Origin of the sequence: Oceanisphaera sp. IT1-181 (assembly GCF_033807535.1) — a bacterium.
Taxonomy (GTDB): domain Bacteria; phylum Pseudomonadota; class Gammaproteobacteria; order Enterobacterales; family Aeromonadaceae; genus Oceanimonas.
The window spans coordinates 3,194,059-3,206,125 of the sequence record NZ_CP136856.1 but is presented as its reverse complement, the minus strand read 5'-3'; the positions used below and the strand labels follow the sequence as shown (position 1 = coordinate 3,206,125).

Sequence of the window (12,067 nt, the reverse complement as noted above, 5' to 3'; positions counted from 1 at the left end):
TTCTGTGCCGACTACAACCAGCCTAGTCCTTTGAATAACGCGGCTCCTAGGCTGGTACTTAGCAAAGACCCCAAGGTGGTGACGGCAATGATATTAGCCGCGAGCACCGCATTACCGCCCATGGCGCGTACCATTACATAACTGGCTGCTGCGGTGGGAGCGGCGTTAATGAGGAATAGAATGGTTAATTCCATACCCCTAAAGCCCACTAAGTAGCCGCCCAGTGTAATAAAGGTTGGGATCACTAATAGCCGTAATATGGCAACTGTGGGTAGTAGGCCAGTTTCTTCTCTACGGCCGCTTAAGCTAAGGCTGGCTCCTGTACAAAGCAGCGCGAGTGGCAGTGTCATTTGGGCGAGGTATTGCCCAGTTTGCATCAGCATCAGGGGCACCGCCCAATCACTGGCGGCAAAAGGTAAAGCGGCGACTATGCCAATAATAAGCGGGTTTTTTGCTATCCCCTTAGCGAGCTGCCTAACAGGAAAAGTTTGTTCATGATTAAGACTGCGGCTAAGAGTGATCACCGCCAGCACATTAAATAAAATAGTGAGACAAGCAACATACATGGCTGCAGCTGCAACGCCTTGGGAACCGTAGGCGTTGTTAACATAGGCTAGGCCGATAATCGCCATATTAGCGCGAAAAGCGCCTTGCACCACTATGCCACGCAAGCGCCGATTGTCGATAAGACGGCTTGCGAACCATTCCAGTAACACAAATGCGATGAGTGTGGCGCTAATGCCATACCCAATAAGTTTAAGGCTGATCATCTGGCTAAAATCGGTTTGCGCTATGCTGGTAAATAACAGCATGGGCAGCGCGATATTAAATACCAGCTTACTGGCACCATCAATAAAGCCTTCGTTCATCATCTGACTGCGGCGTAAGGCTAGGCCTAATAACAACAGCAGGAAAATAGGACCCGTAATAGACAGAGCAAATAAAACACTATTAATAAATAAACTCAAGTGGGTTCCGTGATGGCAATAAGGGGCTAGCGAAGAGATACAATAATATATGAATTTTTAGGTAATCATAAATAGAAAAAGGCGCAAATATGCGCCTTTTTCTATTTATGATTTATAATCGCCAGCACGTTCAGGCTGGTAGTCGACGGCAGAAATACTAACCTGCATCGCTTTACCATTGGGAGCGGGCCATTCGATGCTTTGGCCAACGCTTAAACCCAGTAACGCCGCCCCTATGGGAGCCAATACCGAAATTTTATCGTTGCCGTTATCCATATCGCGTGGGTAACACAACGTTTTGGTAAAGGTTTCTTTACCGGTAGTCATGGCAAACGTAATAGTGGAGTTCATGGTCACTATATTATCTGGCACCTCGGTAGGAGGTACTACATGGGCGCGATCAAGCTCGTTTTCTAGCCGTGTGACAGCGTCGGACTCGGGCTGTTTCTCTAGCAAGGCTTCTAGCCGTAGTAGATCTAGGGTAGATATAGTAATAGGTGGCAACTGGGCCATATAAACCTCCATAAAAAAGCAGGCAACGCTAAAAGCGCTGCCTGATCCCGATACTTAAGATATACCCTAAGATACCTCTTTTAGCTAGTCGCCATCGCAGCTATTTTTAGTTAGTAGCAAAAATCCAGTAATTATCAAGTTTTTACTACCAAGCTTGCGTTAAATCAAAAACAGACCTCACCAGCTGAGGCAAACTGATGCCAATGAGTTAGACAACACCATAATAAACTAAGGATAAAGCATGAAAAAAGTTTCTCTGCTGGTTGCCGCTGCCTTATTGGCTCCTTCTGCCTTTGCTCATCAAGCGGGTGACTTCCTAGTTCGTGGCGGTGCGGTAATGGTGAGCCCTAATGGTAGTGGTGGCGATATCCCAGGCGTTGGCCATTTAGATGTAGAGAATAACACTCAATTAGGTCTGACATTTTCTTATATGTTAACCGACAACTGGGGTGTGGAATTATTAGCTGCTACGCCTTTTTCGCATAGTGTTACCTTAAATGACGGTGAAGTGGCTAAGGTGAAACACCTACCCCCTAGCCTGATGGCACAGTATTATTTTGGTAATGCCCAAAGCAAGGTACGCCCTTATGTGGGTGCTGGTATTAACTATACCTTCTTCTTTGATGAGTCGGGCCGAAATGCTCTAAATACGCTTGACGTAGACGCCAAAGATTCTTGGGGATGGGCTGCTCAAGCGGGTATTGATATGGCAGTGACAGATAATTTGTTTGTTAACTCATCTATCTGGTACATGGATATCGATACCGATGTCACTGTTGAAACGTTAGGCACATACAAAACCAGCATAGATCCAGTAGGCTTGATGGTTGGTTTAGGCTATCGCTTCTAACTAATTAGTCATTTGGGTTGTGAGGTATTTAGCCTCAGCAGTAAGTGGGCAGATCTTAGGGTCTGCCCTTTTTTGTGCTCATTTCCCGTGACTAAGAGGTTTAAGTTGTGGCTGATGTTCATCCAGCTTTTTAGTCGTCGCTGCGAGCACTGCATTTCTCAGCCTTGTTCGGGGCTGTTTTTGCCTGAGGTTGCTGACTTAGAAGCGGCGGGAGTGAGTGTTATTCAGATTGATCAGCCCGCATTCCGTGAACTTATGTTTTTGTGTAAAGCGCCACAAGCTGCCTATTTAAACTGAGCCGAAGCTGCTTTCCGTTTAAGTGCTTCTGTCGTTGCGGACAGTACTCAGATCCATACGCACAGTGTTATTCTGAGTTCAACGAAATTATCGAATCAATTATGCAGACGTGATGACTATCAAAACCTCACGCTCTGACATGCATTACTGGATTTGCGCCGTGTTTCGTCTATCCCAATGAGATTGGACTTAGCGTGTACGATATTCATTCATCCTATACGCCGACTGTGGCAGAAATGGTGAAATTGATCGAAAAGGCCGTTAAGTGTCTGTTAAAAGAGCGCCTCTGGGTGAATCCAGAATGTGGTGTGAAGACGCGTAACTGGGAAGACACTCGTATCGCCTTAGCGAACCTGTTTGCTGCGACCTAGAGTTGCGTAAGTCTTATGTTCAAGCCAAAGCATAAAGGAATTGTTTTAATTTAAGTTGTCAGGAGATAAACATGGGTTTTCATAGCGCGCGTCATGTAGATACGCTGAATCAGACAATGGCTGAGCTGGGTAGCAATATTAATGTTTCGTTTGAGTTTTTTCCGCCGAATAGCGAAAAAAATGGAGAAAACCTTATGGGGCTCTATCGAGTGGCTCAGTACTTTGGCACCCAAGTTTGTCTCCGTTACTTACGGTGCAAACTCTGGCACACGAGACAGAACACATAAGGTTATCAAAGACATTCAGGAGAAAACGGGCCTGATTGCCGTACCACACCTGACCTGTATCGACGCCAGCCGTGCCGAGTTACGTGACATTGCCAAAGATTACTGGAATAGCGGTATTCGCTCCATCGTGGCACTGCGCGGTGATTTACCAGAAGGCTTGGAAAAGCACGATATGTACGCGGAAGATTTAGTAAGACTGCTTAAAGAAGAAGCCGACTTTGATACTTCGGTGGCAGCGTATCCTGAGGTACCCAGAAGCAAAAAGCGCGCAGGCGGATTTACTGAGCTTAAAGCGCAAAATAGATGCGGGTGCTAACCGAGCGATTACGCAGTTCTTCTTCGATGTGGAGTCTTACTTACGCTTTCGTGACCGTTGCGTGACCATTGGCATAGATACTGAGATAGTGCCGGGCATCTTGCCGGTGTCTAACTATTAGACCTTAATTAAGTTTGCGGGCTTTTCTAACGTGCGTATTCCAAACTGCATGCATCAGCGTTTTCAAGGTTTAGAAAACGACCAGAATACTCGCAACCTAGTGGGTGACAGTATTGCCATGGATCAGGTGCGGGTATTAAGCCAAGAAGGGGTGAAAGACTTTCACTTCTATACCCTTAACCGCTCAGACCTGACCTATGCGATTTGACACAGCTTAGGTGTGTGTCCGCAAATTTCGATTCCCGCTTAAGTTAAGTAGGTAACAAAACAAAGCCCTCGTATCTTAAGTTACGGGGGCTTTGTTATTTAAGGCAGCGCTGGGGAGCTTGGCTACTTCGGCGATGGAGGAAGATAATGCGCTTTACCTGATTCCTACTATTAGATCAAAAAACGAGTGAGCAGGTAACAAGTCTCGATCAAGGGACTAATCCGGATTGCTAATTGACTTGTACACCTACTTTATCTCACTATTGCAGACTTTCGTCTCGTGCTCAGCAGTCGCTGCAGGCGGACAAACAGGATCCCACTAATAAAAAGGACTTCTTATGCGTATCAAACCGCTGGCGTTCGCCTTGACCGCCGCTCTTGGCATGACTCTTGCTGCACCTACCTTTGCCCAGGAAACCCGTGAGTTTTCGGTATCGACCGTACTGTCCGATGCCTTCCCTTGGGGGCAGGCTGCAGAAAAATGGGCCGAGCTGGTGAATGAGCGCTCCGACGGACGCCTGACGCTAAAAGTTTATCCCAATGCCCAGTTGGTGTCTGGCGATCAGACCCGTGAATTCTCCGCCATGCGCAGCGGTCTTATCGACATGGCCGTGGCTTCGACTATCAACTGGTCGCCTCAGGTACCCGAGCTGAACCTGTTCTCGCTGCCGTTTTTGCTGCCGGATGATGCAGCCATCGATGCCATTACTCAGGGTGATACCGGTAAGAAAATCTTTGCCGCCATCGACAAAAAAGGCGTTATGCCGCTGGCTTGGGGTGAAAATGGCTTTCGCGAATTATCCAACTCCAAACACCCGATCGATAGCCCAGAAGATGTGCAAGGTCTTAAGGTGCGTGTAGTCGGCTCGCCGCTGTTTCTAGATACCTTCAACACGCTGGGTGCCAACCCGACTCAGATGAGCTGGGCTGATGCTAAGCCTGCGTTGACCACGGGCGCTATCGACGGCCAAGAGAATCCGTTGTCGGTATTCGATGTCGCGCGAGTAGATCAGGTAGGGCAGAACTATCTGACGCTGTGGCATTACATGGCGGATCCGCTGATTTTTGGTGTGAACAAAAAGGTATGGAAATCCTTACCTGAGGCAGACCGTGAATTGCTACAGCAGGCAGCGATTGATGCAGGCGCCTGGGAAATTGAAAAGTCCCGTAACGAGTTGAGCGAGACCCTGGTTACTATTAAGGAGCGAGGCGTCGAGGTGACCGAACTGACTCCTGAGCAACATCAGGCGTTTGTAGACGCCACCGCCGAGGTATATACCAAGTGGACGCCGCGCATTGGTGCCGAGCTGGTTGCTGAAGCTCAAGCGGCCATTGCCGCCCGTTAAGACTTTTTTTATTTGGCCCGGCTGCTACGCCGGGCCGCATTATTTACGTTAAACCTCCTGCCGAGAGTTGTACCCATGTCTAAATCTGCCCCCGATGCCGGCCCCGAGCGCTGGCTGGCGGCCCTTGCCCTGCTGATTATCTGTATCATCAGCTTAGGCAATGTGGTGGTGCGTTACACCACCGATGCGTCCTTTGCTTTTACCGAAGAATTTTCCGTATTTCTACTGGTGGTGCTGACCTTTGCTGGCGCCGCTGTGGCCGCGCGCCGCCATGTGCACATTCGTATCGAGCTGGTAGAAGAGCTGTTGCCGATTCGCTTACGGCCGACACTGTATGTGCTGCAATGGGCGGCCAGTGTGCTATTACTGGGCCTAGTGGTTTGGTATGGCGCTTTGCTGGCTTGGGAAGAATATAATTGGGAGTCGTTGTCGCCGGGCTTGGGTTATCCCACCTGGATTTATCTAATTTGGTTGCCATTACTGTGCCTTGCCATTGTCTGGCGTTTGACCCAAAGCCTGATCGAACGTTGCCAGATCTGTCTACAAGCGGGAGGCACTCATGAGTCCTGATCTCTTGATGCTACTGGTGTTTGGCGGCGCTATGTTACTGGGTGTTCCCGTCGCCTTCGCCTTGGGGCTGGGTGGCGCCGCGGGTATCGTGCTGGGATTGTCACCGGATATGCTGGCGACCTTAGGTACCAATACTTATAACAGTGTCGCCAAGTACCCATTGATCGCAATACCCTTGTTTATTCTCACCGGGCTTATCTTTGAGCGCGCCGGGGTGGCGGCTAGCCTAGTGCGTTTTGCCCAGGCATTGATTGGCCCACGCCACGGCGGTTTGGGGCTAGTCGTGGTGCTGGTCTGCTTGATCATGGGCGGCATGAGCGGCTCAGGCCCGGCGGATGCCGCCGCCGTAGCCATGGTGATGCTGCCCAGCATGACCAAAGCTGGTTATCCCAAACCCTTTTCGGCTGCCTTAATCGCCTCGGCGTCCTCTACCGCCATTTTGATCCCGCCGTCAATTGCACTGATCCTCTATTCAATTGTGGTGCCGGGAGTAGATTTGCGGGCGCTGTTTGCTGCTGGTTTGTTCCCCGGCTTGCTGGCGGGTATGTCGTTGCTGTTGCCGGTGTGGTGGTTGGCTAAACGCAACGGCTGGGAAGATCCGAGCCAGGGCGAGCGACCCGACTTGAAAGAAAGCTTTATCAAGGCCTTGCCAGCGTTATTTGCACCAGTATTGATTTTGGGTGGCTTAAGATCGGGTTTGTTCACGCCGACCGAAGCGGCGGTAGTGGCGGTGACCTATGGCCTGATCGTCGGCATATTTGTTTATCGCCAGCTCAGCCTGAAGGAGGTCTGGGGCTTATTGGGTGAGGCGGGCATGGTCTCTGGCGTAGTGATGATCATCATTTCGCTGGCGGGTATTTTCGCCTGGGCAGGTACTACTTTGGGTACCTTCAATCGTTTAGCCGAGTCCATGTTATCGTTATCGGATCAGGGTTGGGTGCTGCTGATTTTGATCATGGTACTGGTGTTGTTGGCGGGGATGCTGCTGGATGCCATTTCTATTTATCTGATTATCACACCAATATTAATACCCCTAATGCAGCATTTCGGTTGGAACCCGGTGTGGTTTGGCATTCTGATGGCGATGAACATTGCCATCGGCCAGTTTACCCCGCCGGTGGCCATCAACTTGATGGTGACCACCCAGATTGCCGGTATTCGGCTGGAGAAAACCTTCGGCTGGGCGCTATTTTTTATGCTAACCATGCTGTCGGCATTGGTGCTGGTGATGGTGTTTCCGGGGATCGCATTGTGGCTGCCAGAACGGCTCGGATATGTGGTCGGCTCCTGGTAAGTTATTGGCGGTATTTTAATGAATAAAAAGCCCCCGCAACCTAAGGTTGCGGGGGCTTTTTTATGCGCTTCAATATTCTGCGTTAATGTTATTCTGCGGCTAAGGCTTGTTCTATATCGGCAAGTATATCGTCGATATGCTCAATCCCGATTGATAAGCGGATCATCTCTGCTTTCACGCCAGCTTGTGCTTGCTCTGCCTCACTCATTTGGCGATGGGTGGTAGAAGCGGGGTGACAGGCCAAAGAGCGCGTATCACCAATATTCACTAAGCGCTTGATAAGATTAAGTGCATCGTAAAAACGCACGCCCGCTTCATAACCGCCTTTTAGACCAAAGGATAAAATAGCCGATGGCTTGCCTTTCATGTAGCGCTGGGCCCGTTCATAGTCAGGATGGCCTTTCAAGCCCGCATAGTTTACCCAGTCCACTAAAGGGTGGGCTTGTAGGAATTCCGCCACCTTAAAGGTGTTCTCCACATGGCGCTCCATGCGCAGCGGCAGGGTTTCTAGGCCTTGCAGCAGTAAGAAGGTGTTCATGGGTGACAAAGTACTGCCGGTGTTACGCAGTGGCACGGTGCGAGCGCGGGCAATAAAGGCCGCGGCGCCAAACGATTCGGTATATACCACGCCATGATAGGCAGGCTCAGGATTATTAAATTGTGGGAAACGGGTTTTATGGCTGGCCCAGTCAAACTTGCCGCTGTCGACAATCATGCCGCCCAGCGAGTTACCGTGGCCGCCTATGTATTTAGTCAGCGAGTGCACCACAATATCGGCACCAAATTCGATGGGCTTACACAGAATGGGGCTAGCTACTGTGTTATCGACTACTAACGGCACGCCTTGGGCGTGGGCTGCGTCTGCTAACCCTTGTAGGTCGGTGACGTTGCCGGCTGGGTTACCAATACTTTCGCAGAATACCGCCTTGGTTCTATCATCGATCAGCTTAGCAATGGCTGCTGGGCTGGCATCTTCGGCAAAACGTACTTCAATGCCCATGCTCGGCAGCATATGCGCGAACAAGGTATAGGTGCCGCCATACAGCTGGGGCGTGGTGACTATGTTGTCACCGTTTTGGGCCAAGTTAATCAAGGCATAATGAATAGCAGCACTGCCTGCGGATACCGCAAGACCGGCGATACCGCCTTCAAGAGCGGCCACGCGCTGCTCAATCACATCGTTAGTCGGGTTCATGATGCGGGTATAGATATTACCAGGCACCGCTAAGTTGAATAAATCGGCACCGTGTTGGGCGCTGTCAAACTCGTAAGCCACGGTTTGATAGATAGGTACGGCCACAGATTTAGTAGTGGGATCTGTGGTGTAGCCATGGTGAACCGCGAGCGTTTCGTCTTTCATGAAATACTGTCCTTGTGTTAGTGAAATGAGTGCGAGTGAGATTAAGCCAATGTAGAAATTTTAACTGGGCGTGTAAAGTGCCGTTAGCGGGGCAAAAATATTTGCGCCAATAAGCCGCCTTGCGGGTGATTGCTTAGCAGCAGCTGCCCGCCATGTTGGTGGATCAGGGTACGAGCAATGGCGAGGCCTAACCCGATACTACCATCTTCCATATTTCGCGCCGAATCCAGCCGCGTAAACGGCTTAAACACTTCTTCTTGCAGCTCGATAGGAATACCCGGACCAAAGTCGCGAATACGGATCTGTACCTGTGTGGGAGTAACGTCGAGCTCGGCTTCTACCTTGCCGCCATATTTAACGCCATTATCGAGCAAATTTTGTAAGGCACGGCGCAGGGCGGTGGGGCGGCCCCGATAAATAACCGCAGTTTGTGCCACTAAGCTGACATCAAAGCCATTGTCTTGTAAATCATCACACAGGCTTTGCAGTAAGCTGGGTAAGTCTAAGTTGCGGATCGGTTCGGATAAGCCGTCTTCGCGGGCAAACTGCAAAGTGGCGCTGAGCATCTGCTCCATAATACTCAAGCTTTGCTGTATTTTTTGCTTATCTTCGCTCTCGGTTAAAAATTCGCAGCGCAGCTGTAAAGTCGTAATAGGGGTGCGTAAGTCATGAGAAATCGCCGCCAGCATGCGAGTGCGATCTGAAACAAAGCGGTCTAGCCTATCTTGCATGCGGTTAAAGGCGGTGAGGGTGTCACGTATTTCTCGGGGGCCGCTTTCGCTAATGGGCTCGGGCTTATCACCCCGTCCTAGTCGCTCGGCTTGCTGAGCCAGCTGCTTTAAGGGCCGAGTGGTGCGTTGTAATAGCCAGATCATCAAGCCCGCGAGTAAGCCTGCTAATAGCACAAAAGACAGCACGGCTTTAACCGACCAGCCGGGGATTTCGTTGTCGCGCAGCGAAGTAAAATCCAGCCAGCGGCCATCTTCCAGCTCAATGCTGCCCTGTAAGCGGATATCCGCATGCCTGCGCGGATGACGGCGATCGGGTGGCGGATGGTCGCTCTGGGGTTGGCCATGCAGCCACTGGGTCGGCATGGGGCGTCGCTCGGCACTGATCTGAATGGCAAGTTGATCGGGGTATTCCAGCTTGCTGCGCACTATGCGTTCAAAATGCGGGTTGCGCACCTCAGGCGTGGAGGCTTGGGCAGCCAAGCGCAGGCGTAACGTTTCGCTGCGACTGGCGCGCAAGACCTCTGGGTGTAAGCTTTCCGGGGATTGATTGAGTAAACGAGTGGCCGACACGACGCGCTGTAGGGTAAAGCGACTGTTGACTAAGCCGAGGGTCTCTTCGCGATCCATGCGATAAATCTGGATGCCTACCAATTGGATGATAACCAAGATCAGTAACGCCACCATGATCACTTGGCCGCTGAGGCTGCTCAGCCAAAAACGCAGCTGCTTAATCCCCATGGCGGACATCGGCCACTAACATATAGCCGCCGCCCCAAATAGTTTTAATCAGCTGTGGCTGCTTGGAGTCCAACTCCAGCTTGCGGCGCAAACGGCTGACTAAGGTATCGATGGCGCGATCAAACGCTTGTGCTTCACGCCCGCGCGCCAGATCCAACAGTTGATCTCGGCTGAGTACGTGATGCGGATGCTGCGTAAACACCCGCAATAAATCAAACTCTGCGGTACTTAAGCTGACGGTGGTGCCTTGCTCGTCGCGCAGCTCACGCCGACTTAAGTCTAAGCACCAGCGATCAAAGTACAGGTGTGCCGATTCTTGCTTGGCGTGAGTAGGGCTCTCAATCATGGATTGGCGCCTGAGCACCGCTTTAATACGGGCTAATAATTCACGCGGATTAAAGGGTTTCGGCAAGTAATCATCGGCGCCCATTTCTAAGCCTACGATGCGGTCGGTTTCTTCGCCCACCGCCGTTAGCATAATAATGGGCACTTGATTGCCTTGGCCGCGTAGCTCGCGGCACAGGGTTAAGCCATCGTCTCCTGGCAGCATTAAGTCGAGAATAATTAAGTCCGGGGCATGATGGCTTAAATGCTGGCGCATGGCATTACCATCGGGCACCGCTTGCACTCGGTAGCCGTGCTGCTCTAAAAATCGTGTTAGCAAGTCCCGGATTTCACCGTGATCATCCACCACCAGCAATTGTTTACCTGTATGCATGTTTTCCCCTCTTAATAGCTACTACTTATCACCGCTACCTATAAATATGGCGCCAGTATAAGCACCAAGCAGTCAGAAAGAATGTCAAAGTATGACAAGCCCGATTGTTGGCATAGGTTACGGTATAAGTGACGGCACACTTTGTGACAAGATAAGTGTTATCTGACACAGTTTGCTGACAGTTAGCTGTTTTAATAACAATCAAGTCCACCCCTGTTGAGGTCATTATGATGAAAATTAAATATAGCGCTTTGTTACTTGCCACTAGCCTGTTGGCTGCCCCTGCTTTAGTACTGGCTGAGCCCGCTGCCACCGAGCAGCAAGCCGAACAAGGTAACGCTCACCATGGCAAATATGGGCCCATGAAAGCAGGCTGTGAAATGGGCTATAAGGGTATGCATAAATCCGGTGCTCACGGGCAGCGTCATTATGGTATGGATGGCGTTATGATGGACGCGGGCCGTTTCGATAAATACCTTGAGACGCGGTTAGAAAAGCTAGAGACGCCAGAGTTAAAGGCGCAATTTATTGCCAGCTATCAAGCACGATTAGCATCAGCTGAGCAAAGCATGTTGCTGCGCAAGCTCATGGCTGAACACAAGGCTGAGCAAATAGACGATAAAGCACTAAAAGCCGCCACTCTCGAAAAAATTAGCGCCGATAACAAGCTCAAGCAACTGCGCATCAAACAGATGCAAGACAAGCTGACCGCCGCTAAGAAGTAAGTTAAGCGACCGTGAAGAGTAAGGCGTGAGGGAAGTCGGAAGTCTGTAGCGCCAAACATAGCTTAAGCACACGCTGGTAGCGAAAAAAGAAAGCATCTAAGCCATTAGATGCTTTCTTATTGCCCGGTTTAGGTTATTTTCCTCACTCTTCACGCCTCACGAGAAGCTTAAGGCGTCACATCTCGGTCAATGGGTTGTTGGAGTGAGATCAGGGTTTCGGTGGACTGAATTTCATCAATGGTTTGCAGTCTGTGCACTAACACTTGCTGTAACTCATCGATGGAGCGGGTCATCACCTTAATGAAAATATTGTATTGCCCCGTGGTGTAGTAGGCCTCTACCACCTCTTCTAATTGTTCTAGTTTGGCCAAGGCGGCCGGATAATCGCGGGCACTTTTTAAAATAATACCGATAAAACAGCACACATCGTAACCGAGCTTTTTTGAGTTCACTTGCACTCGGGTGCCTTCGATAATGCCGGCTTGTTTCATCTTCTCCACCCGCACGTGTATGGTGCCAGGGCTTACCGTAAAGCGCTTGGCCAACTCCGCATAAGGGGCGCGCGCATTTTCCATCAATGCCATCAAGATCGATTTATCCAGATTATCGATTCGATAATGAACACCACTTTTTTCCACCATATTTTGATGATCCTG

At 50.3% G+C, this 12,067-nt stretch carries 13 protein-coding genes and 1 pseudogene; 8 read left to right on the top strand and 6 right to left on the bottom strand.

Annotated features, from left to right (window positions below; translation table 11 throughout):
* Positions 1–11: 11 nt before the first annotated feature.
* Positions 12–968, bottom strand: coding sequence for an AEC family transporter (locus R0134_RS14225; RefSeq protein ID WP_319782618.1), 957 nt, complete (start codon positions 966–968; stop codon positions 12–14).
* Positions 969–1,073: 105 nt separating this feature from the next.
* A complete protein-coding gene (gene rnk, locus R0134_RS14220; protein ID WP_319782617.1) occupies positions 1,074–1,481 on the bottom strand; it encodes a nucleoside diphosphate kinase regulator in 408 nt (135 codons plus the stop codon).
* 241 nt (positions 1,482–1,722) lie between these two features.
* Between rnk and R0134_RS14215 the strand changes: the two genes are divergently transcribed.
* The 7 genes and pseudogenes from R0134_RS14215 (at position 1,723) to R0134_RS14185 (ending at position 7,139) form a co-directional block, all read left to right on the top strand.
* The gene (locus tag R0134_RS14215; protein ID WP_319782615.1) at positions 1,723–2,331 is read left to right on the top strand and encodes an OmpW family outer membrane protein; all 609 of its coding nucleotides are present in this window, start codon (positions 1,723–1,725) and stop codon (positions 2,329–2,331) included.
* A gap of 114 nt (positions 2,332–2,445) precedes the next feature.
* Positions 2,446–2,628 carry a hypothetical protein gene (locus R0134_RS14210; RefSeq protein WP_319782614.1) on the top strand — a complete coding sequence of 61 codons (183 nt, stop codon included), beginning with the start codon at positions 2,446–2,448 and terminating at the stop codon, positions 2,626–2,628.
* A gap of 194 nt (positions 2,629–2,822) precedes the next feature.
* Complete coding sequence (locus tag R0134_RS14205; RefSeq protein WP_319782613.1) at positions 2,823–2,999, top strand: hypothetical protein; 177 nt, start codon at positions 2,823–2,825, stop codon at positions 2,997–2,999.
* 71 nt (positions 3,000–3,070) lie between these two features.
* A pseudogene (metF, locus tag R0134_RS14200) lies at positions 3,071–3,930 on the top strand (methylenetetrahydrofolate reductase).
* A gap of 337 nt (positions 3,931–4,267) precedes the next feature.
* Positions 4,268–5,275: a DctP family TRAP transporter solute-binding subunit gene (locus R0134_RS14195; protein ID WP_319782611.1), complete on the top strand. Its 1,008-nt coding sequence runs from the start codon at positions 4,268–4,270 to the stop codon at positions 5,273–5,275.
* A 75-nt stretch (positions 5,276–5,350) separates the two neighbouring features.
* Positions 5,351–5,845: a TRAP transporter small permease gene (locus R0134_RS14190; protein ID WP_319782610.1), complete on the top strand. Its 495-nt coding sequence runs from the start codon at positions 5,351–5,353 to the stop codon at positions 5,843–5,845.
* Positions 5,835–7,139, top strand: a complete 1,305-nt coding sequence (locus R0134_RS14185; protein ID WP_319782609.1) for a TRAP transporter large permease subunit — start codon at positions 5,835–5,837, stop codon at positions 7,137–7,139. The genes R0134_RS14190 and R0134_RS14185 overlap by 11 nt, the downstream gene beginning before the upstream one ends.
* 88 nt (positions 7,140–7,227) lie before the next feature.
* On the opposite strand, the gene R0134_RS14180 is transcribed toward R0134_RS14185, so the two are convergent.
* The 3 genes from R0134_RS14180 to R0134_RS14170 all read right to left on the bottom strand — a co-directional run bounded on the left by R0134_RS14180 (position 7,228) and on the right by R0134_RS14170 (position 10,686).
* On the bottom strand, positions 7,228–8,499 hold the full coding sequence (locus R0134_RS14180) for an O-acetylhomoserine aminocarboxypropyltransferase/cysteine synthase (protein WP_319782608.1): 1,272 nt from the start codon (positions 8,497–8,499) through the stop codon (positions 7,228–7,230).
* Between the two features lie 83 nt (positions 8,500–8,582).
* On the bottom strand, positions 8,583–9,968 hold the full coding sequence (locus tag R0134_RS14175) for an ATP-binding protein (RefSeq protein ID WP_319782607.1): 1,386 nt from the start codon (positions 9,966–9,968) through the stop codon (positions 8,583–8,585).
* Complete coding sequence (locus R0134_RS14170; RefSeq protein WP_319782606.1) at positions 9,958–10,686, bottom strand: response regulator; 729 nt, start codon at positions 10,684–10,686, stop codon at positions 9,958–9,960. The genes R0134_RS14175 and R0134_RS14170 overlap by 11 nt, the downstream gene beginning before the upstream one ends.
* A gap of 227 nt (positions 10,687–10,913) precedes the next feature.
* On the opposite strand from R0134_RS14170, the gene R0134_RS14165 reads away from it, so the two are divergent.
* The gene (locus tag R0134_RS14165) at positions 10,914–11,411 is read left to right on the top strand and encodes a hypothetical protein (RefSeq protein WP_319782605.1); all 498 of its coding nucleotides are present in this window, start codon (positions 10,914–10,916) and stop codon (positions 11,409–11,411) included.
* Positions 11,412–11,578: 167 nt separating this feature from the next.
* On the opposite strand, the gene asnC is transcribed toward R0134_RS14165, so the two are convergent.
* Positions 11,579–12,052, bottom strand: coding sequence for a transcriptional regulator AsnC (gene asnC / locus R0134_RS14160; protein WP_319782604.1), 474 nt, complete (start codon positions 12,050–12,052; stop codon positions 11,579–11,581).
* Between the last annotated feature and the right edge of the window lie 15 nt (positions 12,053–12,067).